This is a genomic window from Halomarina salina, assembly GCF_023074835.1.
In the GTDB taxonomy this organism is placed as follows: domain Archaea; phylum Halobacteriota; class Halobacteria; order Halobacteriales; family Haloarculaceae; genus Halomarina; species Halomarina salina.
The window spans coordinates 2,501,415-2,526,810 of the sequence record NZ_JALLGW010000001.1; the positions used below are offsets into that span (position 1 = coordinate 2,501,415).

Annotated in this window: 33 protein-coding genes and 1 tRNA gene; 17 read left to right on the top strand and 17 right to left on the bottom strand. The window is 68.1% G+C overall.

What is annotated here, in order from left to right; all coding sequences use genetic code 11:
* Positions 1-88: 88 nt before the first annotated feature.
* Positions 89-173 (bottom strand) — tRNA-Leu (locus MX571_RS12800).
* Between the two features lie 50 nt (positions 174-223).
* Positions 224-736 carry an MOSC domain-containing protein gene (locus MX571_RS12805; protein WP_247417300.1) on the bottom strand — a complete coding sequence of 171 codons (513 nt, stop codon included), beginning with the start codon at positions 734-736 and terminating at the stop codon, positions 224-226.
* Positions 737-818: 82 nt separating this feature from the next.
* Between MX571_RS12805 and MX571_RS12810 the strand changes: the two genes are divergently transcribed.
* Positions 819-1,127, top strand: coding sequence for a transcription initiation factor IIB family protein (locus tag MX571_RS12810; RefSeq protein WP_247417304.1), 309 nt, complete (start codon positions 819-821; stop codon positions 1,125-1,127).
* A gap of 51 nt (positions 1,128-1,178) precedes the next feature.
* On the opposite strand, the gene MX571_RS12815 is transcribed toward MX571_RS12810, so the two are convergent.
* From MX571_RS12815 to cyaB, 8 genes are all read right to left on the bottom strand, one after another.
* Positions 1,179-1,673 carry a phosphopantetheine adenylyltransferase gene (locus MX571_RS12815; protein WP_247417307.1) on the bottom strand — a complete coding sequence of 165 codons (495 nt, stop codon included), beginning with the start codon at positions 1,671-1,673 and terminating at the stop codon, positions 1,179-1,181.
* A gap of 45 nt (positions 1,674-1,718) precedes the next feature.
* Positions 1,719-2,231: a winged helix-turn-helix domain-containing protein gene (locus MX571_RS12820; protein ID WP_247417311.1), complete on the bottom strand. Its 513-nt coding sequence runs from the start codon at positions 2,229-2,231 to the stop codon at positions 1,719-1,721.
* 148 nt (positions 2,232-2,379) lie between these two features.
* Positions 2,380-2,640, bottom strand: coding sequence for a HalOD1 output domain-containing protein (locus MX571_RS12825; protein WP_247417314.1), 261 nt, complete (start codon positions 2,638-2,640; stop codon positions 2,380-2,382).
* Between the two features lie 91 nt (positions 2,641-2,731).
* Positions 2,732-3,820, bottom strand: coding sequence for a glutamate--cysteine ligase (locus MX571_RS12830; protein WP_247417316.1), 1,089 nt, complete (start codon positions 3,818-3,820; stop codon positions 2,732-2,734).
* Between the two features lie 44 nt (positions 3,821-3,864).
* The gene (locus MX571_RS12835) at positions 3,865-4,704 is read right to left on the bottom strand and encodes an alpha/beta fold hydrolase (protein WP_247417320.1); all 840 of its coding nucleotides are present in this window, start codon (positions 4,702-4,704) and stop codon (positions 3,865-3,867) included.
* Between the two features lie 74 nt (positions 4,705-4,778).
* Complete coding sequence (locus MX571_RS12840; RefSeq protein ID WP_247417322.1) at positions 4,779-5,309, bottom strand: DUF5804 family protein; 531 nt, start codon at positions 5,307-5,309, stop codon at positions 4,779-4,781.
* A gap of 411 nt (positions 5,310-5,720) precedes the next feature.
* Positions 5,721-6,926, bottom strand: a complete 1,206-nt coding sequence (locus tag MX571_RS12845; RefSeq protein WP_247417324.1) for a methionine adenosyltransferase — start codon at positions 6,924-6,926, stop codon at positions 5,721-5,723.
* Positions 6,927-7,057: 131 nt separating this feature from the next.
* Positions 7,058-7,645: a class IV adenylate cyclase gene (cyaB, locus tag MX571_RS12850; RefSeq protein WP_247417327.1), complete on the bottom strand. Its 588-nt coding sequence runs from the start codon at positions 7,643-7,645 to the stop codon at positions 7,058-7,060.
* A gap of 180 nt (positions 7,646-7,825) precedes the next feature.
* Here cyaB and MX571_RS12855 point away from each other — a divergent pair, with 180 nt between their 5' ends.
* Complete coding sequence (locus MX571_RS12855) at positions 7,826-8,830, top strand: FKBP-type peptidyl-prolyl cis-trans isomerase (RefSeq protein ID WP_247417330.1); 1,005 nt, start codon at positions 7,826-7,828, stop codon at positions 8,828-8,830.
* A gap of 390 nt (positions 8,831-9,220) precedes the next feature.
* On the opposite strand, the gene MX571_RS12860 is transcribed toward MX571_RS12855, so the two are convergent.
* The 3 genes from MX571_RS12860 to MX571_RS12870 all read right to left on the bottom strand — a co-directional run bounded on the left by MX571_RS12860 (position 9,221) and on the right by MX571_RS12870 (position 11,163).
* Positions 9,221-9,547 carry a DUF7344 domain-containing protein gene (locus MX571_RS12860; RefSeq protein ID WP_247417332.1) on the bottom strand — a complete coding sequence of 109 codons (327 nt, stop codon included), beginning with the start codon at positions 9,545-9,547 and terminating at the stop codon, positions 9,221-9,223.
* Between the two features lie 353 nt (positions 9,548-9,900).
* Positions 9,901-10,527 (bottom strand): RAD55 family ATPase, encoded by a 627-nt coding sequence (locus tag MX571_RS12865; protein WP_247417335.1) that lies wholly within the window; start codon positions 10,525-10,527, stop codon positions 9,901-9,903.
* Positions 10,528-10,551: 24 nt separating this feature from the next.
* Positions 10,552-11,163, bottom strand: coding sequence for a MinD/ParA family ATP-binding protein (locus tag MX571_RS12870; RefSeq protein ID WP_247417337.1), 612 nt, complete (start codon positions 11,161-11,163; stop codon positions 10,552-10,554).
* Between the two features lie 140 nt (positions 11,164-11,303).
* Here MX571_RS12870 and pyrB point away from each other — a divergent pair, with 140 nt between their 5' ends.
* From pyrB to MX571_RS12900, 6 genes are all read left to right on the top strand, one after another.
* Positions 11,304-12,227 (top strand): aspartate carbamoyltransferase, encoded by a 924-nt coding sequence (pyrB, locus tag MX571_RS12875; RefSeq protein WP_247417339.1) that lies wholly within the window; start codon positions 11,304-11,306, stop codon positions 12,225-12,227.
* Positions 12,224-12,679 carry an aspartate carbamoyltransferase regulatory subunit gene (gene pyrI / locus MX571_RS12880; RefSeq protein WP_282594487.1) on the top strand — a complete coding sequence of 152 codons (456 nt, stop codon included), beginning with the start codon at positions 12,224-12,226 and terminating at the stop codon, positions 12,677-12,679. Before pyrB ends, pyrI begins: the two co-directional genes overlap by 4 nt.
* A 31-nt stretch (positions 12,680-12,710) precedes the next feature.
* The gene (locus tag MX571_RS12885) at positions 12,711-12,872 is read left to right on the top strand and encodes a hypothetical protein (RefSeq protein ID WP_247417342.1); all 162 of its coding nucleotides are present in this window, start codon (positions 12,711-12,713) and stop codon (positions 12,870-12,872) included.
* A 209-nt stretch (positions 12,873-13,081) separates the two neighbouring features.
* Positions 13,082-13,933, top strand: coding sequence for a hypothetical protein (locus MX571_RS12890; protein ID WP_247417345.1), 852 nt, complete (start codon positions 13,082-13,084; stop codon positions 13,931-13,933).
* Positions 13,934-13,988: 55 nt separating this feature from the next.
* On the top strand, positions 13,989-15,158 hold the full coding sequence (locus tag MX571_RS12895; protein ID WP_247417348.1) for a thiolase C-terminal domain-containing protein: 1,170 nt from the start codon (positions 13,989-13,991) through the stop codon (positions 15,156-15,158).
* Positions 15,155-15,613, top strand: coding sequence for a Zn-ribbon domain-containing OB-fold protein (locus MX571_RS12900; protein WP_247417349.1), 459 nt, complete (start codon positions 15,155-15,157; stop codon positions 15,611-15,613). Before MX571_RS12895 ends, MX571_RS12900 begins: the two co-directional genes overlap by 4 nt.
* A 48-nt stretch (positions 15,614-15,661) precedes the next feature.
* Here MX571_RS12900 and MX571_RS12905 read toward each other — a convergent pair whose 3' ends face one another.
* The gene (locus MX571_RS12905) at positions 15,662-16,216 is read right to left on the bottom strand and encodes an NUDIX hydrolase (RefSeq protein WP_247417352.1); all 555 of its coding nucleotides are present in this window, start codon (positions 16,214-16,216) and stop codon (positions 15,662-15,664) included.
* 151 nt (positions 16,217-16,367) lie between these two features.
* Between MX571_RS12905 and MX571_RS12910 the strand changes: the two genes are divergently transcribed.
* From MX571_RS12910 to MX571_RS12940, 7 genes are all read left to right on the top strand, one after another.
* Complete coding sequence (locus tag MX571_RS12910; protein ID WP_247417355.1) at positions 16,368-16,595, top strand: DUF1918 domain-containing protein; 228 nt, start codon at positions 16,368-16,370, stop codon at positions 16,593-16,595.
* Positions 16,596-16,600: 5 nt separating this feature from the next.
* The gene (locus tag MX571_RS12915) at positions 16,601-17,026 is read left to right on the top strand and encodes an RNA-binding protein (RefSeq protein ID WP_247417358.1); all 426 of its coding nucleotides are present in this window, start codon (positions 16,601-16,603) and stop codon (positions 17,024-17,026) included.
* Between the two features lie 302 nt (positions 17,027-17,328).
* Positions 17,329-18,027, top strand: coding sequence for an RNase P subunit p30 family protein (locus MX571_RS12920; RefSeq protein WP_247417360.1), 699 nt, complete (start codon positions 17,329-17,331; stop codon positions 18,025-18,027).
* Entirely contained in the window at positions 18,008-18,649 is a 642-nt protein-coding gene (locus MX571_RS12925; protein WP_247417362.1) for a class I SAM-dependent methyltransferase, read from the top strand. Before MX571_RS12920 ends, MX571_RS12925 begins: the two co-directional genes overlap by 20 nt.
* Positions 18,650-18,684: 35 nt before the next feature.
* A complete protein-coding gene (locus MX571_RS12930) occupies positions 18,685-19,161 on the top strand; it encodes an Rpp14/Pop5 family protein (protein WP_247417364.1) in 477 nt (158 codons plus the stop codon).
* Between the two features lie 11 nt (positions 19,162-19,172).
* Complete coding sequence (gene psmA / locus MX571_RS12935) at positions 19,173-19,943, top strand: archaeal proteasome endopeptidase complex subunit alpha (protein ID WP_247417365.1); 771 nt, start codon at positions 19,173-19,175, stop codon at positions 19,941-19,943.
* Positions 19,944-20,069: 126 nt separating this feature from the next.
* Positions 20,070-20,795, top strand: coding sequence for a ribosome assembly factor SBDS (locus tag MX571_RS12940; RefSeq protein ID WP_247417368.1), 726 nt, complete (start codon positions 20,070-20,072; stop codon positions 20,793-20,795).
* A gap of 129 nt (positions 20,796-20,924) precedes the next feature.
* On the opposite strand, the gene MX571_RS12945 is transcribed toward MX571_RS12940, so the two are convergent.
* Positions 20,925-21,245 carry an FUN14 domain-containing protein gene (locus MX571_RS12945; protein WP_247417370.1) on the bottom strand — a complete coding sequence of 107 codons (321 nt, stop codon included), beginning with the start codon at positions 21,243-21,245 and terminating at the stop codon, positions 20,925-20,927.
* 112 nt (positions 21,246-21,357) lie between these two features.
* Between MX571_RS12945 and hflX the strand changes: the two genes are divergently transcribed.
* Positions 21,358-22,674, top strand: a complete 1,317-nt coding sequence (gene hflX, locus MX571_RS12950; protein ID WP_247417372.1) for a GTPase HflX — start codon at positions 21,358-21,360, stop codon at positions 22,672-22,674.
* An 80-nt stretch (positions 22,675-22,754) separates the two neighbouring features.
* The gene (locus tag MX571_RS12955; protein WP_247417374.1) at positions 22,755-23,342 is read left to right on the top strand and encodes a hypothetical protein; all 588 of its coding nucleotides are present in this window, start codon (positions 22,755-22,757) and stop codon (positions 23,340-23,342) included.
* A gap of 46 nt (positions 23,343-23,388) precedes the next feature.
* Here the strand turns inward: MX571_RS12955 and moaC are convergent, their stop codons facing one another.
* Both moaC and MX571_RS12965 read right to left on the bottom strand, forming a co-directional pair.
* Positions 23,389-23,892 carry a cyclic pyranopterin monophosphate synthase MoaC gene (gene moaC / locus MX571_RS12960; protein WP_247417377.1) on the bottom strand — a complete coding sequence of 168 codons (504 nt, stop codon included), beginning with the start codon at positions 23,890-23,892 and terminating at the stop codon, positions 23,389-23,391.
* Positions 23,889-25,337 (bottom strand): NAD(P)H-hydrate dehydratase, encoded by a 1,449-nt coding sequence (locus tag MX571_RS12965; RefSeq protein WP_247417379.1) that lies wholly within the window; start codon positions 25,335-25,337, stop codon positions 23,889-23,891. The genes moaC and MX571_RS12965 overlap by 4 nt, the downstream gene beginning before the upstream one ends.
* Between the last annotated feature and the right edge of the window lie 59 nt (positions 25,338-25,396).

The window sequence follows — 25,396 nt, forward strand, 5'->3', positions numbered from 1 at the left end:
CTTCGAACCTCGGTCGCTCACTTTCGTTCGCTCCCTGCTTCGAATCCGCCCGGACGATTTTCGCGCTCGCCGTCGCTCGCGCCGAAGATGCGTGGGACCGGATTCGAACCGGCGGACTCCTGAGAGACAGCGTCCTAAGCGCTGCGCCGTTGGCCTGGCTTGGCTACCCACGCGCACCCGAACGTTCCACCAACGCCGAGACAAAGCTTTCGTTCGAAGCGCGTCAGCCCTGCCGATCCCGAATCGACTCCGCGAGCCCCTCCCCGTCGAACACGGGACCGAGCACCTCTACCTCGTCACCTACTGCGACCGACCCGTCCTCGACGACGTCGGCACAGATACCGCCGCGCCCCTCCGTCAACGCCCGCGTGACGCCCTCCTCGTCGGCGACCGCCTCCACGTGGGCACAGGGTGGCCGTGGCCGCGTCCCCTCGAACGTCGCGTCACCGACGCGGAACCGCTGGCCGAGCAGGTCGTGGACGTCGACGTCCCGTACCACGACGTTCCGCCGGTGCCGTCCGTCGGTGAGGTCGATGTCGTACTCCTCGAGGATGTGGTCGAGCGCTTCGCTCTCGACGAACGTTATCTGGCAGACGTCGTAGGGAGAGTAGTAGCCCGTCCCGAGGCAGTACCGGTCGCCCTCGATGCCACACCCCGCGAGACAGCGAATCGACTGGTGGGACTCCATCGGTGCCGAGTCCTCCGGCGCGGTCCAGAGTCGTTCGACCCGTGACATGGGTGGGGTACGACCGGACGAGGCAAAGTCGTTGCTCGTCACAGCCCGCAAGCACTTTGTCGTCCTACCGCAGAGTGAGCGTATGTACAGCGCCCGAGACCACGTCGAGAACGAACAGTGGCTGGCGGACATCGACGCCGCCGGTGACCGACTCGACCTCGGGAGTGCGGCCCGGTCGCGCGCGGTCGACCTGTTCCTCTCGACTGTCCCCGAGGAGGAGCGCTCGAAGAGCGCGTCACTGGCCGCCGCGCTCTACGTCGGTGCGCTCATCGAGGGCGACCGGCGGTCACAGGGCGACGTCGCCGAGGCCGTCGGCGTCTCGCGACTCTCCGTCCAGCAGAAGTGGAAGGACCTCATCGAGGAAGCCGGACTGCGAAAACCGAGCTGGTGAGGCGGTCGTCCGACGCCGACTCCTGTCCGGCCCGGATAGCACCCGGAGCCGTCACTGCTCGCGTTTCGCTGGTCGGGGGCTCGCCTCGGGAGTCAGATTGCCGTGTTCGTCGATTTCGCCGCGAACGATGCGCGTCGAGGAGATACGGTCGCCGTCCTCGGCCGGGACGTGGTCGACGACGACTATCTCGAGCGTGTCGAGCCCCTCCTCTTGACGGAGTTGGTTGACCCGTTCGCCGCCCTTCACGGTCTCCGGCGAGACGATGAGGTAGTCGAATCGCGGCTCCGTCGCGACCCCGGTCGGTTCGACGAGTTCGTGGATCTCGAACTCCCGGTCGTACTCGTCGGCGAACCGTTCGAGCTCCGAGCGGAGCGCTCGCTCCCGTTCGTCGTACGGCTTGACGTAGCGCTCCTCGTTGCGCGTCTTCGGGGCGAGCGTGTCGCTCGTCAGTCCGACGGTGACGTCACCCAGTTCGAAGGCGCGTTCGAACAGGGCTCGGTGGCCGTCGTGCACCGGGTCGAACGTTCCCCCAAGCGCAACCTGCATACACCCGAGGACGGTGGGGCGTGGCTTATGCCTTCGGCTCTCTACTCAGTCGTCCGACTCGGCCCCAGCACTCCCCCCGGTCGCCGTCTCGTCGACGGTGATGGTGATCGGGTCGGCGTCGTCGCTCGACCGGTCTGCGAGCTGGTCGTCGAGGTTGAACACGGTGTTCAGCCCCTCCTGTACGTCGCCGACCACGTCGGTGACGAGGTCCGCCGGTGGAATCGCGACGTACTCGTAGGGGTTGTTCCCCGCACCGGCCGACTCGCGTTTGCTGCGGGTCACTTTCTCCTCGCCGTTCAGTTCGGCGAGCGCCTCGCGGACGGTACTCGGATAGAGACCCGTCCCCTCGGCGATCTCGTCGCTCGTCGAGTGTGGCCGTTCACGGAGATAGATGTATATCCGTGCCCGCGTCTCCGTGTCGAGAATCCACGTCAGTAGTTCGACCAGCCCCTCGTCGAGGCGCTCGACACCGCGGTCCGCTCCCTCACCCAGACGTTCACGGACGGACCCTTCGTCGGCCTCTGCCCCGCCATCGTCATGCGTGTCATCCAGAGACATTCGATGTACTGGAAGCCAAGGATTTGTCAGGTAAAAGCCTTACTTCGTCGCGTTGCCCCCGTGAGCGCGTCGTTGTGGGGGGCGATGGGGCGCCTGTGAGGAGGCGGCCGACCGACGAGAGGTATCGAACGTGACCGCTGGAGACCCGTCAGTCGTAGAGTGTGAGTCGCGGGCTCTCGGCGGGGTCCACGTCGGCGGCGGTGACGGTCCCGTCGGCAGCCACGGTGATGCGGTGGCCCCACGCGTCGAACGTCACCGTTCCGCTCGTCGTCTCGAACAGTGCGTCCAGCGCGTCCGGGTCGACGAACTCCGCGAGCGGCGGCGAGAGCGTCAACGGCGAGGTCTGCTCGCGCTCTGCGACCGTCTCGACGACGCGGACGCTGGGGGTTGTGTTCGGAGACGAACTCATTACTACTGAAGCGGGGACTGATATGAATAAAGGTGTCGCCGCCGATGAAAGACCGGTTTTGTACCCCGAAACGGTTCGAGACGGTCTCGTATCAGAGACGGAGGGCGCCACAGACCGCGTCGAGGCCCCCCGATTCCCGGAGGCGACGCTGGGCGGTCGCACCGTCCTCTGCGTCGAGCACTTCACGGATGCCCGTCACGCCGAGTCGGTCGCACTCCGCGTCGACGGCGTCGGCGAGCGAGACGGTCGACTCGCAGTCGCGGTCGATGAACGAGGCGTCCCGGCCCCACCGCGTCGCCCGCCACTTGTTCTCGTCCAGCGTCTCGCGACGGTGGTCGCTCAGGTGCGACCACGGGTCGGGGTGGTCCTCGTAGCGTTCGGCGTAGTCGACGACCAGCGCACGGACGTACTCCGCGAACGCGAGGACGCGCCACTCCTCGCACTGGGCGTCGGGCGTCCGGACCTCGACGGTGCCGTGGCCGGTGTGGGGCCGCACGTCGTACCAGAGTTCACCGCGATCGCTGATGGAGTCGGTCTCGACCATCAGGCGTTCGAGCCGCTGGTAGTCCTCGAACGAGCCGAACGTCGTCGGCATCCCCGTGTTCGGCAGGTTCTCGAAGACGACCGAGCGGGCCGACGCCAGGCCGGTGTCGAACCCGTTCCAGTACGGCGAGTTCACGGAGAGGGCGAGCAGCAGTGGAAGGTGCCAGCGCAGTCGGTTCGACACCCACGTCGCCTTCTCGGCGTCGTCGACGCCGACGTGGACGTGCAGGCCCGCGGTCGTGTTCCGGTGCTGCGGATACTGGATGCGGTCGAGTTGCGCGCGGTAGCGCTCCTTGTCGGCGTGTTCGAGTTCGCGCCAGTGGGCCGCCGGGTGCAGGCCCGCCGCGGCGATGCCGAACCCGTGGCGCTCGGCGTGGTCGACCAGCGCTGCTCTGACCTCGGCGAGGGCCTCCGCCGCGTCGTCCAGCCCCGCTAACGTGGGCGTCTGCGTCTCGATGACGCACTTGAACAGTTCGTGGTCCAGTCGGCCGTCCAGAATCTCGGGTGGGTCCGACTCGTAGACGAGTTCGTCGGTACCCGACGTGGGGCGACCCTCGGCGTCGACGACGAAGAACTCCTCCTCGATGCCGAGCGTCCCCATCCGGTCGAACGCGTCGGCGGACCCCAACTCCTCCATAGGACTCCTGCCCGCGGCGGCGAGTAAACGCTTGCCTTCTTGCGCTACGCTGCGAGGAACGGTCGGACGGCCCGCACGAACCCGTCGGCGTCCTCGCGGGGCGACCAGTGACCCACGCCGGGAAGGACGCGCACCTCGGCGTCGGCGAGCGTGGCCGCACGGACCGCCCACTCGACGGGCACCACGGGGTCACGCTCACCGTGGACGAACAGCGTCGGTACCGACAGGTCGGGGAGGCGGTCGAGGAAGTTCGTCCGCAGACCGCCGAGACCGACTTCGTGGCGCTGGAACGCGGCGAACGCCTCCCCGGCCTCCGGGCGTCGTGTCGCCGCGCGGACGTCCGCGAGCAGGTCGTCCGTCGGGCCTCCCGGTCCGACGATGCCCCGGATGGCTGCCGCGAGCAGTCGGTCGCTGCGTCGCAGGAGCCACCAGAGCCCCCCGAGCAGTCCGGGGACTCCGACCATCGCGGCGCCGAGTCTCCCTCCCGGGACCGACCCACCGAGGCCGTAGCTGTCGACGGCGACCAGTCGCTCGACGCGGTCGGGGTGACCGAACACGAACGAGAGCGCGACGCCACCACCCATCGAGATGCCGACGAGGGTCGCGCTGTCGATGCCGAGCGCCTCGTAGAAGCGGGCGAGCACCTCGGCGTAGTACTCGACCGTCGGCGTCCCTTCGGGCGCGTCGCTCTCGCCGTACCCCGGCCAGTCCGGGACGTAGACGCGGAACTCGTCGGTGAACGCGGGCGCGACGGTCCGCCACGAGAGCCGCCCCTCGTCGATACCGCCGCCGTGCAGGAACACGAGTGGGTCGCCCGTTCCCGCGACCTGGTAGGACAGTCGAAGCCCGTCGAGATCCACGAACTCCCGGTCGAACGAGTCCATACCGGGGCGAGCGTCGGCGCGGAGAAGTCGGTTCTGGTCGGCGGAGTCGACGCGAGCGTCCCCTCGGTAGCCACTCAGCCGCCGAACTCCTCCTCGGTGACGCGGACGACGAGCGTCTCGTCCACGTCGCGCAGGTCGTACTCCGGTAGCTGTCGGCCCGTGCGGGCGACGAACATCGGTTCGACCAGCCGGGGGAGCGACGCGGTGACCTGGGAACCATCTTCACCCTCCTCGTTCGGTTGGCCCTCCGAATCGCTCGCGGTCTCGTCCGGTCGTTCCACGCCGTACACCTTGAGGTAGCGGTCGGACTCCTCGGGTCTCACGTCGCCGTCGCGGATGGCGCGCGCGAGGTCGCGCGAGAGCCACTCGCCTTCGCTGATGGAGGGTTCGTGGACGAGCGTCGTGTCGACGAACCGGACCAGGTACCACGAGAGGTCGTTGACGAACGAGACGGCCGCCCCCAGACTGATGGTCTCCACGGCGACGCTGTTCTCGAACGGCTGGTCCAGGCTGTACGTCGTCAGCGCGTCGCGTGCCGTCTCGCGGGAGAGCAACTCGTATCGGAGGTCGCAGTCCGGTTCCCCGACGAGACAGACCGTGGTCATGGGGGAACTGTCGGCAGGTGTGGCAAGTCGGTTTCGCTCCGAACCGCCCTCACTAGGCGAAGTATGTAAATAGGGCGGACTCTTGAACTCATACGACACCCAAGCAGTCCCCGTGGAACCGCCCAGTCAGGTCGTTCCGAACATGTCTCACCCAAAGGGACTGTAGCGCGTGTCGGTCTCATGTGCACGCGGCGGGCACTTCCCCGCCGTGTTGAGACTCCTACCGACCGTGGAGCGGTAGCTTCGCCGACGCGTCGTCGACTGCGCGCGTGACCGTCGAGCGCTGGGTAACGGGAGGATTCTCCGAGTCCGTCGCGAAGCGCCTCGCTACCGTAGCAGGAAGTGTATCGACGAACAGTGTGGACAGCGCCGTAGCGCACGAGTCGTCACGCCGCAGAACGGAGTCCGTCCTCAGAAGGTCGACAGTTCGCCGTCGATAACGCGCTCGGTGATACCGGTCACGTCGGCGAGTTCCCGGTCCACGATGGCGGTCACCTCCTCCTCGATGTCGGCCACCGAGACGCCGTCTTCGGTGACGATGGTGGCGTCGGCGACGTGCGGGTCGTCGATCGGCTGCCCGATCTGGCTCAGGAGGCGAACGCGAATCTCGCGGATGCCCTCGACCTCCTCGACGACGGCGCGGGCGATTTCGGTCGAGAGCAGGTTGTATATCTTCCCGATGTGGTTGACGGGGTTCTTCCCGGAGGTCGCCTCCATGCTCATCGAGCGGTTCGGCGTGATGAGGCCGTTCGCACGGTTGCCGCGGCCGACCGAGCCGTCGTCGCCCATCTCCGAGGAGGTGCCGGTGTGGGTGAGGTAGATAGCGCCGCTGTCGTAGTCGTCGGCGGTGTTGACGTGGACCGACACCTCGCGGTCCGTGTACTCGGTCGCGAGGTCGTGGACGTACTCGCGGACGTTCCGGACGGCCTCGCGGTACTCGTCGAGACCGTCGACGTACGTGTCGACCAGCGCCGTGGCGACGGTGACGTCGATGTGGTCGCTCTCGCGTTTGCCCATCACCTTGATGTCCTCGCCGAGTTCGGGGTGGTCGTCGCTGTACTCGCCGTTGAGTCGTCGCTCGGTGTCGAGGACGATCTCCTCGGTCTCGGTCAGCGGGGCGTGGCCGACGCCGAAGGAGGTGTCGTTCGCGCTCGGGACCGTGCGCTCCTCCTCGCCGAACACGTCCTGGAGGTCGCCCGACCCCTCGCCGAGGCGGATGTCGACGACGATGTCGGTTCCGAACTCCAGTTCGGGGAAGTTCTCTCCGACGTACTCGCGGGCGGCGCGCAGCGCGATTGTTTCGGTGGGTATCTTCTGCCCATCGTACTCCTGGGTGGCCCGACCCACGATGAGGACGTAGATGGGTTCGAGGACCTCACCGCCACCGTACGCGGGCGCAGCACTCCCCGCGACGAGTTGCGTCTCGTCGGTGTTGTAGTGCAGCACCTTCCCCACGCGGTCGAGGTAGGTCTGTGCGAGCGCCTGCGAGACGTGCTCTGCGATACCGTCGCAGATGGAGTCGGGATGCCCCAGCCCCTTTCGCTCGACGATCTCGACCTCCTGGTCCTCTACCGCGAGACCCGCCACAGGCTCGACACGAATGTTCCGGTCACTCATTGTCCCGGCTTCTCCGTGGCCGGTAGAATAACTTACGGAAACTCTCGCCCGCCGAATAATTACTTCGGGGAATCTTTTGGTGTATATTGCCACCAATCGAGGGCTCCCCGTCTCAGTCGTCGTGCAGCAGTTCAGTCGCCGTCCAGCAGCAGTTCCAGGTAGGAGGTCCGGATGCCGTCGTCGGGGTCCAGCCCCAGTCGTCGGACGACCTCGAAACACCGGTCGCGTGCGGCGTCGATGGCCTCGCTCTCCAGTTCCACCTCGACGAACTCGCCGAGTCCCGTCACGTCGTCGAGGACGACGGTGACCTCGCCTACCGTGTACTCCTCGCGGCGTTTCTCGACCGTCGCGGCGGGTTCGAACCCGAGCGCGTCGAGGACGTCCGCGAGCGTCTCGCCGTCGTCGACGCCCGTCTCGTGCTCGACGCGGGTCTTCGAGGCGTCGTCGACGAGCGGCCCCTTGTACGTGACGCGCGCTTCGGTCGCGTCGTTCTCCGACTCACCCCGACTGCTGGTCGCGTCGTCGGGGCCGTTCCCCCCGTCGACCTGCGTCACCCGTCGGATGCGCAACGCCTCGTCGGTCGTCGCGAACTCGCGGTGGGGGGCATCGTAGTAGCTGTCGACCTGCTCGACGGTCCGTTCGTGGTCCGCGTCGAGGCTGTCGAGTCGTTCGCGGAGCGGCGCGTGGTCCGCCCGGAGTTTCACCTCCACCTCGTACATACCGGTACGGCGCGTGCCGCCGTGAAAAACCAGCCACATCCCAGGCGACCACGTCCTGCCCCGCGAGCAGTGGCCGGAGACGGAGACACACTCCGGGACGGACGTATCACCGTGCCACTCCCTCCCAGTCGTCCGGGAGAAGCGTGGTTATTAAGCGTGCGACGGGAGGACTGGTTCGGTATGAGCGACGAGCAAGAGCAGACCGAGGCCGAGGAGGTCGACGCAGAAGCCGAAGCGACCGAGGAGGAGACCGAGACCGAATCCGAGGCCGAGGGGCTCCAGGACGGAGATTTCGTCGAACTCGCGTACACCGCCCGCACCGTCGAGGAGGGGCAGCTAGTGGACACGACGGACCCCGACGTCGCGGAGGAGGAGGGCGTCGGCGACCAGGGCACGTTCGAACCGCGAACCATCGTGCTCGGTGCCGGTCACATCTTCGAGGGCGTCGAAGCGGACATCATCGGCGAGGAGGTCGGCCACTCGGGCAGCGTCACCATCTCCGCCGAGGAGGCGTTCGGCGAGTACGACCAGGAGCAGGTCAAGACGGTCAGCGCCGACAAGATTCCCGAGGACGACCGCTACCCCGGTGCGCAGGTCACCATCGACGGCGAGCAGGGCTACCTCGAGACCATCATCGGCGGCCGCGCCCGCGTCGACTACAACCACCCGCTCGCTGGCGAGGCCATCGAGTACGACTACGAGGTGCTCGACACCGTCGAGGACCGGACCGAGCAGGCGGAGGGTCTGCTGGGGATGTTCCTCGACGTCGACCTCGAGATGTACATCCAGACCGACGAGGTCGAGGAGGAGCAACTCGTCGAGAGCGACGAGGAGGAGAGCGAGGCCGCCGACGAGGACGAGGAGGACGCCGAACCCGAGTACGAGACGGTCACCGTCGAGAAGGAGACGCTGTACATCGAGTCGACGCCACAGCTCTCGTTCAACCAGCAGTGGATGATGCAGAAGCAGCAGATCGCTCAGCAACTGATGGACCGGACGGGCATCGACCGCGTCATCATCCAGGAGACCATCGACGGGTCGGGCATGGGTATGCCCGGCATGATGGGCGGCATGGGCGGTATGGGTGGCATGGGCGGTGCCGAGGGTGAGGAGGACCTCGAAGCCGCACTCGAAGAGGCAGACGTCGACGCCGAGGATATCGTCGACGAACTGGACGAGGAGTAGCGAGGACGACCGAAGGGAGTCCTCGGAGAATCCGAGCGGTGACCGCAGGGAACCGCGAGGAGTAGAGCGATTCGGAGCGAGCGGGAGCGAGCAAGAATCTCTGTTTTTCGAACGGAGAGCGAAGCGACCCGTGGGGTGTAGCGAGACGCGAGCGTCTCGAAGAATTCGAGCGGCGAACGGAGTGAGCCGCGAGGGGAAGGGAAGCCGAGCGACGACTGTTCTCCCAGATTCCAGACGCCGGGAGTCGGTTCTCTGTGGGCGCTCGAAGCCCCAGTCGTTCTGTCGAAGGTCGTCTCTCGGCCTCGAAACGCGGCCAGCTAGAGTGGAGTCGGTAGTTCGGTCGCACGCCCCCGCGATGCGACCGGGCAGTTCCGTCCGTCCCGTGGTGTCTCAGGCCGACGTCTCTTCGAGTGATCTCGTCTCGGAGTGGTCGTTCGCGCGTTCGACCTGCGTGGGAACGACCTCCGAACGCGTCTCGTCGAACTCGACGAGGCCCGCGGCGTCGAGTTTCGGGAGGTGGACGTGACGGAGCGTCGCCTCTACGCTCTCGGGGTCCACCGGCCCACCGTCGAGAAGTTCGCGTGCGATGACCTGGCTGGCGAGGTCGTCGACACTCACCGTCCCCGTCACCCCCCGGAGGTACGAGAGCACGTGACGCCGACGCTCGTTCGCCATCAGTTCGAACGCGGCCCCCTCGCGCTCCGCACCCGTTGACACCTGTTGTCTCGTAACCATCTGACTCGTCAGAGTCGCTACGGGGACAAAACCCCACCAGAGCGTTGTCACCGATTTCGCTCCGTTGCAGACCGTTTCACATCGCCGCCGTCCGGTGGTTCGAACGTATCAGTACGAAACAGTGACCCTCCCGTAATGGTACCTTTAGCAGACGCCGACGAGGCCGTCGGCGTAGAAAGTTCTCTGGAATCGTCACGACGGGTAGCCGCCCAGTGGCCGTCTACCCCCCGAAATAGCCAGTATCGGTGTCGAAGTACGGGAGAATCGGTCTCGCTGCACTGTTTCAGGCAGCCTCACCCTGCATCGTGTCAACGGGAACCTAACGAGCGGGTCGGTCAGGCGATGTCTCGGCTCGTGTCGATGGCGACCTCTTCGGACAGCTCCAGTTTGACGACCTCGTTGAGCGACCGGCCGCCACGGAACTTCGGCACCGTGAGTCGGTTCTCGACGGAGTCGGCCCCGACGTGGGTCGTCAGGTCGAACACCACGTCGGCCATGTAGCGCGTCGTGTCGCGCCCTTTCGGGATGTCCTCCCCGGCGAGGCAGTGGAGAATCGCCAGTCCACCGGTGTTCGACATGTGGTTCTGCATCTCGTTGAGGAAGTTCCGGTAGCGGTCGTAGTCCTCGCGTTCGAGGACGTCGACCGGGTCGATGATGAGGTTCGACGCCTCGGGGAGTGCGCTGACCAGTTTCGCCGCGTTGTCGATGGGGGCGTCCCCCGTGATGTGTCGCACCGTCGGGTCACCGGTTCGTGCCGGTGACGCCTCGATACTCTCCTGCACAGCCGTCTCGGTCCGTCCCAGCGAGATGTAGAGCGACCCCCGCATCGCCGTCAGTTCGTTGAGGAAGAGTTCGGATTGACTCGCGGGGCGGGCACAGAGGGCGATGGTACTGCCTGCCGGAATCCCTCCTCCGAGCTTCCGGTCCAGTACGTCGACGCCGGTCTCTAGCCGCTTCACCATGCGAATGAACTCTTCCCGTGACGGTTAACAGTTTCGGAGAGTTACTATTTCTGATAATTCTGTGTGTCGGCTCGTCACGCCGACCGCGTCGAGCGGGTCACAGGCGTCTGGGACGGCCACCACAGGCGTCGGGAGGAGCCGTTCGACCGCGTGCGGTGGTTCGTCGCACCCGCTGAGAACCGTCGCCGTCGGCGGCGCACCGAGCGTCCGAGCGAGGGCGACGGTCTTCGACGCGTCGCGGAGACTGGCGGGGTCGGCCGTCGACACGACGACCGACCGGTCGGCCGCCCGTAACGGGACCGCCGCCGGTCGTCCCGACCCTGCAGGACAGTCCAGTACGACGCGCTCGCGGCGGCCGGCGACCCCCTCGACCAGTCTGCGGGCCTCCGTCCGGTCGCGCGGTGCGGTGAGGATGCGGACGGACGTGCTGTGCGGGTCCTGCCGAGAGGCTGTCGCGTCGGGGTCGGTAACGTCCGAACGAACGGTGTCGACCCCGGCAGTTCGCGCGAGGTCCGGGAGGTCACGGTCGGTGTCGACCACGAGTACCTCTTCGCCACGCCGACCCAGCGCACGCGCGACGCCCAGCGCCGTCGTCGTCTTGCCGACCCCACCCTTGCCTCCCGTGACGGCGAGCATACCGCGACTGGTCCCGGCATCCCGTTTGAACCCTCGTCGTGTCCCCGGCCCCGAAGCGTCGGGGACGACTCAACGTCGACCGATAGCCCCGGAGTGGTGGGTCGGGAGATTCAAGACAGTGCCGCCACCTCCCTCGAACGATGCGGCACGACCACCTCATCACCGCCACGCAGCTCTCGCGGGACGACATCGAAACCGTCCTCGACCGTGCCGCCGAGATAGCCGACGACCCGCCCGAGCGTGACGCGGTCCTCGGCCTCCTGTTCTTCGAACCGAGCACGCGGACGAAGATGAGCTTCGACGCCGCGATGAAACGCCTCGGCGGGACCACCGTCGACATGGGCAGCGTCGACTCCTCGTCGGTCAAGAAAGGGGAGACGCTCGCGGACACCGTCCGCGTCGTCGAGGGGTACGCCGACGCGCTCGTCCTGCGACACCCGAGCGAGGGCGCGGCGGAGATGGCGAGCCGGTTCGTCGACGTCCCACTGGTGAACGCGGGCGACGGGGCGGGCCAGCACCCGTCCCAGACGCTGCTCGACCTCTACACCATCCGGGAGAACGCGGGACTGGACGACCTCACCGTGGGCATCATGGGCGACCTGAAGTACGGCCGGACGGTCCACTCGCTGGCCAGCGCTCTGACGAACTTCGACGCCCGCCAGCACTTCATCAGCCCCGAGTCGCTCCAGTTGCCCCGGAGCGTCCGCTTCGACCTGCACCAGGAGGGCGCACAGGTGCGCGAGCACACGGACCTCGAGGCTATCCTCCCGGAACTCGACGTGCTGTACGTTACCCGTATCCAGCGCGAGCGGTTCCCCGACGACAACGAGTACCGCGCCGTCGCCGGCCAGTACCGAATCACCCCGGAGACCCTGGAGGCGGCGAAAGAGGACCTCGTGTTGATGCACCCCCTCCCGCGCGTCGACGAGATAGCACCCGAGGTCGACGACCTGCCGCAAGCGACGTACTTCGAACAGGCACACAACGGCGTCCCGGTTCGGATGGCGCTGCTGGACATGCTGCTGGAGAACGCCGACGGCGGGACGGGAGGTGCATCGCCATGAGCGACCAGGAACTCCGGGTCAGCAAGATTCGCAGCGGGACCGTCATCGACCACGTTCCCGGCGGCCAGGCGCTCCGCGTGCTGGCCATCCTCGGCATCGACGGGACCGGTGGCGAGACGGTCTCCGTCGCGATGAACGTCCCGAGCGACGCGATGGGCGCGAAGGACATCGTGAAGGTCGAGGACCGCGAGCTGAGTCAGGCCGAGGTGGACGTCATCTCGCTCATCGCCCCGGAGGCGACCATCAACATCGTCCGCGACTTCGACGTGATCGAGAAGAACCGCGTCGTGCGCCCGGACAGCGTCGTCGGCGTCCTGCAGTGCCCGAACGCGAACTGCATCACCACCGAGCGAGAACCCGTCCAGAGCGAGTTCACGGTGCTCTCCGAGGGCGTCCGCTGTGTCTACTGCGACACGCTCCTCCGGGAGGACATCGCAGAGCACATCGGGTAGCGTTTTCTCGCTCGCGTCCCCACGGTCGAGTATGCGTCTGCCCTCCCCATCGGACCTCGTCGTCGTCTCCGTGCTGACCGCGTTCGTCGCGCTGACCGGCCACCTCCTCGCGGGCCTGTTCGCCGCGCTGTTCCTCCGCCGTGACACGCGAGAGTGGCTCCGCGAACGCGTCGGTCGAGGAGAACAGCTTTAACCCCGGACTCTAACCTGTCTGATGATGTCCCGCAAGGTACTGATGCTCGTCGCACTGGTCGCAGTCGCCGTCGCGTTCTTCGCACGACGATAGCTCCGGCCGGACCCGGACAGCACGCCGAACGCCGTCGACCCGCGCGGGCACGGACCCGCGGGTCGTGGTCCCCATCTTTCCGAACCCTTACGCCCGAGCGACTGCCACCGTCGGGTATGTACGGCGTCGTCACCCGCAACGCTCCCGAACTGGAGTGGTCGGAGTTCGACCGCGCGTTCTTCGAGGCCAAGGACGTCTCCGGCCGCGCCGCCGACCCCGAGTCGGAGGCGGTGAACATGGTGTCCTGCTTCGCCGACAACGCCGCCGCGCGGGGGAACCCGGACCTCGTCCCGGTCGACGACGAGGGCAACCGCGCGACCCGCGAGCAGCCGTACTTCGACTGGTCGTACGTCTGCCCGACTAACCCCGACTACCGCGAGGGCCTGCTGGAGACCATCGCCGACTGCGCGGCCGTCTCGCCCGACGTACGACTCGACGACGTGGGGTTCCCCCGGCAGGAGTACTGCCGTTGCGACCGTTGCGAACGGTTGTTCGCCGAGAGCGAGTACGAGAACCGCTTCGACTGGCGGGCGTCGGTCATCGAGGCGTTCGTCGCCGAGGCGCGCGAGCGCGTCCCCGGTCGCCTCTATCTGACGCTGTACCCCGACCCGTATCCGGGTCACGTCCGCGAGCGGACCGGCGTCGACCCGCAGGCGCTCGACGAGTACGTCGACGAGTTCGTCGTCCCCATCTACGACATGGCGTACTCGACGACCTACTGGCTGGAGATACTCGCCCAGGGGTTCGTCGACGAACTGGTGACGCCCTTCTCCATCGAACTGTACGCGGTGAACGTCGACCCCGACGACCTCGGGAAGGCCGCCGAGGTGGCCGGCGCGTACGCGAAGGACGTGCTGTTCGGCTACGACGCCTCGAACGCGCGGGCGACGCTCCGCCGGTTCGAGGCGGACGCGCGCGAGGGAAAGCGGTTCGAACCGGACCAGGAGACCCTGTCGGACGACGAGTAACCGCCGAACGGCCCCAGCGGAACGGTTATGCGACAGCCGTGACGACCGCTACCACATGTCAGCACCGCGCATCGCGTCGGTGGGCTGTTCGACTATCGGCCGCACCGACCTCACGGGCCGTGACCTGTTCTCACAGGCGCTCGCGGAGGCGTTCGAGGGGCTCCCGGACCCCGCCGAGGTGGTCGACGCGCTCTACGTCGGCAACCAGTCGGAGACGTACGAACACCAGATAATGTACGGGACACTGCTCGCCGAGTGGGCGGGCCTGCGGAACGTCCCGGCCGAACGCGTCGAGGGCTGCGCCGCGGCGGGAGCGCTGGCGCTCCGCCACGCCGTCGAGGACGTTCGTCGTGGAACCCACGACGCGGTCCTCGCCTGCGGCGTCGAGAAGATGACCGCCGGCGGAACGTCGGGTGCGACGGACGCGCTCTCGGCGGCGTTCGACCGGGCGCTCGAACAGCGCTCGGGCATCACCGCCCCGAGCCAGTACGCCCTGCTCGCACAGCGGTACCTCCACGAACACGACGCGACCGAGGAGGAGTTCGCCCGCATCGCGGTGAAGAACCACCGCAACGCGACGGCCAACCCACGTGCGCAGTACCAGCAGGAGGTCGACGTCGAGACGGTCCTCGACTCGTCGTACGTCGCGCCGCCGCTGAAACTGTTCGATTGCGCGCCGGTGAGCGACGGCGCGGCGGTCGCACTCGTGACGACCCCCGAACTGGCCGACGAACTCGCGCCGGCCGACGAGCAGGTCGTCGCTGCCGGGACGGGCGCGGCCGCGAACAACATCTCAGTCGCCGAACGGGACCTGACGTTCGTGGAGGGCGCGAACGTCGCGTCCGGGACGGCCTACGAGGAGGCCGGCGTTGAGGCGAGCGACGTCGACGTGGCGGAGGTCCACGACGCGTTCACCGTCTGCGAGGCGCTGCTCGCGGAGTCCGTCGGGTTCGCGCCGCGCGGTCGGGGTATCGAGAGTCCGCTCCCACCCGAGGAGCGCAGCGAGGGCTGGACCGACGTCCACCTCTCGACGAGCGGCGGGCTGAAGGCCCGCGGCCACCCCATCGGCGCGACGGGTATCGCGCAGGCCGTCGAGGCCTACGAGCAGTTGACCGGGCGAGCGGGCGACCGACAGGTCGAGGGGGCCGACACCGCACTGCTCGTCAACGAGGGCGGCGTCGCGGACGCGGTGACCGTCTCGCACGTCCTCCGGAGGGCAGCATGACGAGCAGTGACCAGCGCGGGCCGCTCGCCCCGGAGGACGTGACCGCCGACAGCCCGTTCACGCTACCCGGGTTCTTCGACGCGCTGGCGGCGGACACGCTGTACGGCGCGGTGTGCGAGGAGTGCGACAACGCGATGGTGCCGCCGCGACCGGCCTGCTACGCCTGTGGCTCGCGGTCGGTGGTCGCCACGGAACAGCCGCGGTCCGGCCACGTCGTCTCCTACACAGAGGTCAGGACCGCGCCGCCGGCGTTCGCGGACCGCGCGCCGTACAGCGTCGCCGTGGTCGAACTCGACTCGGGGGCGAGGCTCACCGGTCGCGTCGACGCGGCGTACGAGGACCTCGCCGTCGACCAGCCCGTCGAACTCGTCGTCCGCGAACCGACGGACGAGGAGCGGGCGGCCGCGCTCTCCTACGAGGCCGACTGGCCGGTCCACGTCTTCGAGGTGCGGTGAGCGCCGAGCGGTTTCCGACAGCAGACGAGGCTACGGGGAGAGCGCCGTTCAGAACGCCTCTGCCCGCCACGCCAGCAGGTCCTCTCGGTCCCGCGTGTCGGGGGGGAGCTCCTCGAACCAGCGCGCCTCGCTGATCTCGCTGTCCGGGTCGGCGACCTCCGGTTCGTGACTCTCGGCCCGGGCCGCGAACACCGGGAGCACGCCGGTCATGTCGTACTCGCCGTCGGTGACGGTGAGTCGGGTGAGCATCGCCAGTCCGTCGTAGGTCACGTCGACGCCCGCTTCCTCGCGCAGTTCGCGGCGGGCGGCGGCGCGGTAGCTCTCTTGGTGCTCGACGCAGCCGCCGGGGAGGACCCACAGGCCGACCCCCTCGTGGCGGACGAGCAGCAGTTCCTCGGAGTCGCGATAGACGATAGTGTGTGCACCGAACGGTGCGCCACAGTCACGGCTCCGGTCGGCGAGCGTCCGGAAGCGCCCCCGCGAGACGCGCTCGGTCCGCTCGAACCGGAGGAACCCGTCGTGTCGCTCCCGCAGGTCGTGGAGTGCTCGCTCGGCCTGCTGGTCGGCCTTCTCGGCGACGAACCAGCGGTCGTCGAAGGTCATAGCGGCGGTCGGCGGCGGCGGCGCGCGAACGAGTCGGTCATTCGGGAGGGTACGCCGACCGACCTGAAGAGTCTTGGGCGCGACCCGTTCGAGGAGCCGAGGGCTGCCCCGAATCACGGTCTTTTTGCCCGCTGACGGGGTATCGACGGCCATGGCATTCGACGAAGACGACCGAGTCGTCCTCCACGACCAGCACTCCGACTACGACGGCGAGACGGGCACCATCACGCAGAAGGTGGAGACCATGTTCGGCGACGCCACCTACACCGTGAGCTTCGAGGACGGGCAGGAACAGGGCCTCTCCGAGGATATGCTCGAAGCCGCAGACGGCGACACCGACAGCGACTCGGACGGCGACTCCGACACCGACGAGGAGTAACGTCCGTGTCGAGCGTCCCGTTCCACTACGTCGACGTGCAGGCGTTCTGCTACGCGACGGAAGACGAGGTGCGCGTCGAGCGGGCGCTCCGGACGTTCCTCCCCGACGAGTTCCCCCTCGAACGCACGGAGAACACGGGGTTCCACGGCGACCCCATCGTCGTCCTCTCCGCGAGAGTCGAGAACGCCGACGAGGTGCGACACGTCCTCTCCGCACTCGCCGAACTGGACGACATCGACGGCGTGCTCTCCGAACTCGACCAGCGCGTCACCGAGAACTGCGAACTCTACCTCTACCTCGACAAACAGGCGGCCCTCTCCGGGGGCGTCTCGCTCGGGTCGGGGCTCTCGGTCCGGGGGAAGGTCGAGGCCTACCCGGCGAAGAAGGAGTCCGCCATCGAGAACGTCCGCGAGTCGTTCGCGGAGCTGTGACTCCCTGAAAGGCCGCCGTACGGTGTGTAAGGGCTGTACTTACAGGTTGAGCTGTGGCGAATCGTGCTGTTAACTATGGCCGTCCACCCGTAGCGACGTGTGACCACGGCGTTCGGTTCGGAACGGAGCGATCGTGGTCACAGCGCAGACGGGTCACACCACCGGTTCGGTGACGGGTCGCCTGGTCGCACGCGACCCGACCCCGTTTCCTGTCATGGAGTCGGGCCCGTTCCCACCTGGGGACCGTCCGTCTCTTCGTCGAACCCGGAACGGTCAACAGTGACGACGCTGTACCACGCGGCGTGTACGAAGCCGTCACTCCCCGACCCGACGGGGCGAGCACCGTCGCCCGGTCGGCGCTGACCGCCGCCGAGCAGGGGTACGACGGCATCGTCGTCCGTCCACCGGTGGCCGCCAACCCCGACTACGACGCGAGCGACATCGGCGACCGGTACGACGTCGACGTGGTCGACGGCTGCGAGGTTCGAGCGGATGGCCGGTCGGAGGCCGCCGGAGCGGTGCAGTCCCAGCGCGAGGTCCGGACCGTCGTCTGCGTCCGCGGCGGCGCGCTCAACCGGTTCGCCGTCGAGGACGAACGCGTCGACGTACTGACCCGCCCGATGTGCGACGGCGACGTCAACCACGTCCTGGCACGAGCCGCCGCGGAGAACGGGGTTCGGCTGGAGTTCGCGTTCGGCCGCGTCCTGCGCACGGACGGGGGCGAGCGCGTGCAGGCACTCCGAGGCCTCCGGAAACTGCGCGAGATGGTCGAGCAGTACGACGCGCCGTTCGTGGTGAGCGCCGGTGCCACGAGCCACCTCCACCTGCGAGCGCCCCGCGAACTCGTCGCGCTGGGCGAACTCGTCGGGTTCTCCGCAGAGCAGGTCGAGTCGGGGCTCGCGGAGTGGGGGCGACTCGCCGAGCGAAACCGGGAGCGGATGTCCGATTCCTTCATTGAACCCGGCGTCCGACGTGGCAGGTATGAAGAAGACCATCGATGAACACGCCGCGCGGTTCGACTCCATCGCCGGCGAGTACGACGACACCCAGAACGACACCGACGAGTACCGCGCCTGCGTCTCGCTGGTCGTCGAGCACGCCGACCCCGGCCCCGAGGACGTGGTCCTCGACATCGGCTGTGGGACGGGCGCTATCGGCCTCTCGCTCGCCGGGTCGGCGAAGCGCGTCCTCGGCCGCGACGTGAGCGAGGGGATGATGGAACAGGCCCGCGAGAAGGCGGCCGACGCCGGAATCGAGAACTTCGAGGTCGAGTACGGGACGTTCCGCGACCCGAACGTCGACCACGATGCTCCCGTCGACATCGTCGTCTCGAACTTCGCGATGCACCACCTCTCGGACGAGGAGAAACGGGAGGCCATCCACGCGATCGCCGACCTCGCTCCCCGGCGGTTCGTGCTGGGCGACGTGATGTTCTTCGGCGACCCCGACCCCGAGAACCCGCTGTACAGCCCGGAGGTCGACGACCCGGCGACCGTCGGGATGCTCGCGGACGCGTTCACCGACGCCGGGTTCACGCTCACGGCCGTCGAGATGGTCCACGAGCAGTTCGGCGTGCTGGTCGCCGAGCGCTCGCCGAACTCCGAGCGCGTCGCCGAGGAGTAGTCACCCCCGACCACCCACTCACGAGACGCCACCGAATGAAACACCTCCCCAAACACGTCCGACCGCGCTGGCGCTACCTCGGGGTCGGCCTCGAAGGGTGGCCCGACGCCAGCGTCGACCGCCGGGCGTTCCAGCGCGAACTCTGGTACGCCGCACAGAATCTCGTCGGCGACGTGGGCAGCGCCGACGTCGACTGCTCCGTCTACGGGTTCGCGTTCGAGGACGGCGTCGGCGACGCGGTGGTCCGGGTCAGGCGGGGCGAGGTCGACCGCGCCCGTGCGGTACTGGCCTGCGTCGACGCGGTGGACGGCCACCCGCTCCGGGTCACGGTCCGTGGAGTCAGCGGGACAGTCCGGGCCTGCGAAGAAAGCTATATACGCCGCCCACTGGAATCGACAGACGAGAAACGCGTCGTGTTCGAGGATTCGGACCGTCCCGCGTTCGTCCGTGACGGACGAACCGACGTGCGGGTCGGGGACGAGTTCGTCGGCGCGACGGATTACGACTGCTAAGCTCCACCACAATGCAAGGTCAGAATCAACAGCAGGCGTACGACCGCGGGATCACCATCTTCTCCCCGGACGGACGTCTCTATCAGGTCGAGTACGCCCGCGAGGCGGTCAAACGCGGGACGGCGAGCATCGGGGTCCGAACGAACGACGGCGTCGTCCTCGTCGTCGACAAGCGCATCCGCTCGCCGCTGCTCGAAGGCACGAGCGTCGAGAAACTGCACAAGGTCGACGACCACGTCGGCATCGCCAGCGCGGGCCACGTCGCCGACGCCCGTCAGCTCATCGACTACGCGCGTCGGCAGGCGCAGGTCGAACAGCTCCGCTACGGCGAACCCATCGGCGTCGAACCGCTGACGAAGATGGTCGTCGACAACATCCAGCAGTACACGCAGGTCGGTGGCGCGCGCCCGTTCGGCGTCGCGCTCATCATCGGCGGCATCGAGGACGGCGAACCGCGCCTCTACGAGACGGACCCGTCGGGCACGCCGTACGAGTGGAAGGCGCTCGCCGTCGGCGGCAACCGCAACGACATCGAGGACTACCTGCAGGAGCAGTACACCGAGGAGATGGACCTCGACGCGGGCATCGGCCTCGCGCTCGAAGCCCTCGAGTCGGTCAACGAGGAGGGTCTCCAGGCCCAGGGCCTCGGCGTCGCCACCGTGGACGTCGAGACGGAACAGTTCCGTGAACTCCCGGTCGACGAGGTGGCCACCCATCTGGAGGAACACGACCTGCTCGCCGAGGACGAACCGGACGACGGCGACGACGAACCGTCCGAGTAGGCGACCCGTCCCGCGGACGCACGGTTCTTCACCCGTCTTCCGACCGTCCAGCGACGCGACCGGTCGCGTAGCGTTTCTCTACGCAGTCGGGAAACACACTTGAACCGGCGTGCGGTACGTACCGGCATGATTTCACTGGACGAAGCGGTGACGGCCCGACTCGAATCCCACGGGGCGCGCTTCGAGGTGCTCATCGACCCGGACGCCGCGCTGGCGATGAAACGGGGCGAGTTCGACGGCGAACTGGAGGACGTCATCGCCGCCGAGGACGTGTTCGAGGACGCGTCGCGGGGGGACCGACCGGCGGAGTCGGACCTCGAGGACGTGTTCGACACGACGGACCCGATGACCATCATCCCGCAGGTGGTCGAGCGAGGGGAGATACAGATAACCGCCGAGCAACGCCGCGAGATGCAGGAGCAGAAACGGCGACAGCTCGTGAACACCATCGCCCGCAACGCGGTCAACCCGCAGATGGACGACGCGCCGCACCCGCCCGAGCGCATCGAGCGAGCGCTGGAGGAGGCGCGGTTCAAGGTCGACCCGATGGAACCCGTCGAGAACCAGGTCGACGACGCCCTCGACGTCCTCCGACCCATCCTGCCCATCCGGTTCGACGAGATGACCGTCGCCGTCCGCCTCCCGGCCGACTACGCCGGGAGCGGGCAGGCACGCGTCCGGCAGTTCGGCGACCTGGAGCGCGAGGAGTGGCAGAACGACGGCGGCTGGGTCGGCGTCGTCACGTTCCCCGCGGGCATCCAGAACGAGTTCTACGACCTCGTCAACGAGGTCTCGTCGGGGGAGGCGGAGACGCGCGTCGTCAAGGACGAGGACGAACTCTCGACGCGCTGACCGCTCGGCTACCCCACGACGCCGGTTCCTCTCGACGCTCTGTTACGAGAGCTACGGCAACCGCTCTCAGTCGCGCTGTCGTGGTGCCGAAGAGTGAGAATCGAGCGGGCGACCCGTGTGTCCCGTGAGTTATCCGAGTTTGAACCCGGCGAGGAAGCCGGCCGCGAACCCGCCCGAGATGGAGACGGTCGAGAGGATGGACATCATGAAGTCCGGCGGCTGGTTCGAGGCGGCCGCGTCGCTCGCGCCGATGAGGCCGCCCGAGACGGCCTCCCAGTCGACCGAGAGGATGCCCTCCGATTCGAGGAACTTGAACAGCGCGAGCTGTACGCCGACCAGTACCGCGATGACCTTCGCTATCTTCTTGGCTGCGAACCCCATGACGCCGCCGATGACGCCGCCGGTGCCGAGGTCCAGTCCCAGTTGTGTCACGTCGATTCCCGGTGCCATATGAGTGTCACGGAAAGCGACTGATAAACCTCTTGCGACTAGTTGTGTAGCCCGCGTGACGAACGGGAGGCTGCCCATACGTTAAATAGACGCCAACCGTATCGGGCGACGAGTGACTGCCACAGACAGCGACCCCGCGCTGGCCGTCATCGCCGCACGTGCAGACGCGGGAGCGGCCGACACGGAGGAGATTCGAGACCTCGCGGCAGCGGCGGGCCTCACCGTCGCTGGCGAGGTGACCCAGACGCGCAAGGAGGACCCGGCGCTCTGTCTCGGGGAGGGGAAGGTCGAGGAACTCGCGGCGGTGGTCGCCAGCGAAGGCGCGGGCGTCGTCGTCTTCGACAACCGCCTCGGTCCCTACCAGACGTACAACCTCGGGAACGAACTCCCAGAGGGCGTCGAGGTGAAAGACCGCTTCCGGCTCATCCTCGACATCTTCGGCCAGCGCGCCCAGACGAAGAAAGCGCAGTTGCAGGTCGAACTCGCGGAGTTGCGCTACGAACTCCCGCGCGTCGAGGCGAAGGTATCGCTCGCGCGACGCGACGAGCGCCCTGGGTTCATGGGCCTCGGGGAGTACGACGAGTCCCGCGAGCAGGACATCAAGGCGCGCATCTCGCGCATCCGTGACGAACTCCAGCGCATCGAGGAGGACGAGGAACACCGCCGGGAGCAGCGCCGCGAGTCCGGGTTCGACCTCGTCGCGCTGGCGGGCTACACGAACGCCGGGAAGTCGACGCTGCTCCGGCGTCTCGCGGCGGACCTCGACGTCGACGAGAACGACGACCTCCACCCCGACCTGGACACGACCGCCGAGTCACGGGACAAACTGTTCACGACCCTCGGGACGACGACCCGCCGGGCGGACATGGACCGGCGGAACGTCCTCGTCACGGACACGGTCGGGTTCGTCTCGGACCTGCCCCACTGGCTGGTCGAGTCGTTCAAGTCCACGCTGGACGCCGTCTACCGGGCCGACCTCGTCCTGCTCGTCGTCGACGTCTCCGAACCGGTCGAGGACATCCGGCAGAAACTGGTGACCAGCCACGACACCCTCTACGAGCGCAACGAGGCACCCATCGTCACCGTCCTGAACAAGGTGGACAAGGTGCCCGAGGAGGAGGTCGAACGCAAGCGCGAGGCGCTGGCCGCCCTCGCTCCCGACCCGGTCGCCGTGAGCGGGAAGGAGGGCACCGACGTCGACACGCTGCTGGGTCGAATCGAGACGGACCTCCCGCCGTACGACCGCGAGCGACTCGTCCTCCCGATGAACGACGAGGCGATGAGCCTCGTCTCGTGGATCCACGACCACGCCTACGTCCGGGACGTCGACTACGCCGACGAGGTGGTCGTCGACTTCGAGGCCCGTCCCTCCATCGTCGAGCGAGCGCGGGCGAAGGCGAGCGACCTGCCGGTCCCGGCCGAGTCCTGAGTCACTACCATCCGCTCTCCGCCACGATGCGCTGCACCCGACCCCCGAGAGCTATCGGTGTCGCTCCCGACTCGTCGGGTGTGCCCTATGCCGTGCGACCGACCGAGGCCGAACTGAGCGAGGCCCGCGCGCTCGTCGGCGTCGCCATCGACGCCTGCGAGCGGGTCGAGACCGTCGAGACGCCGCTCCGCGTCGCCCTCGGCTGGACCGACAGCGAGGCGGTCGCCGAGGAACGGATGGGCGTCGACGGGACGACGTTCCCCGATGGAGAGGTAGAACTGGCGTTCAACGCGGCCACCGCCGGGTGGGACGACGCCATCGGGCCGGTCGCCGCCCAGCAGTACGGCCGCGTCGCGTTCGGCGACCGCGTCGACGTGGCGTTCCGCTGGCAGCGACTGCTCCGCGAGGCGTACGCGGACCGGTTGGCGACGGAGACGCACCCCGACGGACCGTACCCGTGGCGGGCGAGCGACGACGCGGCGCTCTCGGAACGCTGGGGGGCGATTCGCGAGGAGCTCGGCGAGCGCGACGACCTACCTGCCGACCGCGCCACGACGGGCGTGGCGTCGAGAATCGGCGAGGAGTTGCTCGACGAACGCGACCGCTCTGCACTGTTGGACCTCGACTGTGGAGCGGTACGCGAGGCGGGCGACGCGGCCCTGCACTGAGCGCGTCGCCCCCTCCGAGTGCTTTCTCCCTTCCCGAGTGCGTCGCCTACACCGTGCGCTTCTCCTTCGAGACGACACGGACGTTCTCGATACTGGTGCCGGGGTACTGGCCGTCGTCGTCCTTCTCGGCCGCTTTCACCATGTCCCAGACGACGTTGAGACCGGTCGTCACGCCCTCCAGCGCCTCCATCTCACAGCCGGTCTTGCCCGTCGTCTCCACTGCCACCTCCACCGAGACGCGGTCTTCTCCCACCTCGAACTCGGTGTCGACGTTAGTGATGGGTATCTGGTGGCACATCGGGATGGTCTCCCAGGTGTGTTTCACCGCCTGGACCGCGCCGACGCGGGCCGTCGCCAGCACGTCGCCCTTCGACAGCGCGTCGTCGCGGATGGCGTCGACCGTCGAGGGAGAGAGTCGAATCTCACCCGCGGCGACCGCCCGGCGTGCGGTGTCGGGTTTCGACCCGACGTCGACCATCTGGACCTCGCCCGACTCGTCGGTGTGGGTCAGGTCGTCGCTCGGGTCGATGTCCTCGTCGCGCTCGTTCATCCCTCGTCCTCGTCACTGCCCCAGATGGCCCGTGGGACGACGTCGAGCAGGTCCGAGGCGAGCAGTCCCGCGCCCGGTGCGGTCTCCTCGGCGACCAGTTCGCCCGCGCTCCCGTTGACGAACGTAGCGACGCACGCCGCCTCGAACGGGTCGAGCGAGGCGAGCATCGCGGCGGTGATGCCCGCCAGGGTGTCGCCCGTCCCGCCGACGGTCATCCCCGGCGTTCCGGCCCGGCAGACGCGGGTCCGGTCGCCGTCCGACACCACGTCGGTCTTCGCCTTCGCGAGGACGACGTGCCCCAGTTCGTCCGCCAGCGACTCGACCGCCTCCTCGTTGCCGCGGAAGTCGTCGACCTCCTCGCCGCCCAGTTCGACGAACTCGTGGCTGTTCGGGGTCAGTACGAGGTCGGCGTCGGTGTCCACCTCGGGGACGACCTCGAGCGCGTCGGCGTCGACGACGGCCCGGCCCTCGAACGTATCGAGGAACTGACGGGCGGCCTCGACCGTCTCGTCGGCGCTCCCCAGGCCGGGGCCGATCACCACCACGTCCTCGTGGTCGTGGGCCGTCTCGACGAGGTCCGGGACGTGGTCGGGTTCGAGTCGCTCGCCCTCGTAGGGCTGGACGATGAGGTCCTCGGCGTACCCCTGGACGGGCGTCTTCACCGACTCCGGGACGGCGACGAACGAGAGGTCCGCGCCCGCCCGGAGCGCACCCTGCGCGGCGAGCGCCGGCGCACCCGTGTACGGCCCGCCACCGACGACGAACACCCGGCCGTTGTCGCCCTTCTTGCCGCCGCCGCTCTGGACGCGCAGCAGGTCGCCGCGCTCGACGAACCGCTCGGCCGCGGCCGGGATGCCGATGTCGGCGACGGTGACGCCGTCGAGGTCCGACAGCCCCGGTTTCTGGTCGTGGAACGTGACGACCCGGTCGGCGTCGACGGCCGGGTCCGCCCGGTCGCCGGTGTCCGCGTCGACGCCGGTGGGGACGTCGACGGCGACGACGGTGGCGTTCGTCTCGCCGACGGCTTCGACCGCACTGCGTTCCGGCTCTCGTGGGTCGCCGGTGACGCCGGTTCCGAGCATCGCGTCGACGACGACGTCGGGGTCGCCGAGGTCCAGCGTCCGTGAGTCGCGGACCTCGCGGGCGTCGGCGTCGCACTCGACGAGTGCGTCCCAGTTCTCGCGGGCGATGCGCGTGGAGACGGTCTCGGCGCGTCCGAGCAGGTGGACGGTCACGTCGTAGTCGCTCAGGAAGCGCGCGGCGACGAGGCCGTCGCCGCCGTTGTTGCCCCGCCCGGCGACGATTGCGACGCTCGCGCCGGGGTCGGCCACCTCGCGGACGACGCGGGCGACGGCGTTACCGCTCGACTCCATCAACTGCTTCCGGGGGACGCCGAGGGCCGCCGCGTTCTCGTCGACGACGGCCATCTCGTCGGCGGAAATCATACCGGCAGCGACTCGCGGAGGGAGGTTAAACGTGCGGGCAGCGTGCGGCAGGCGAGCGA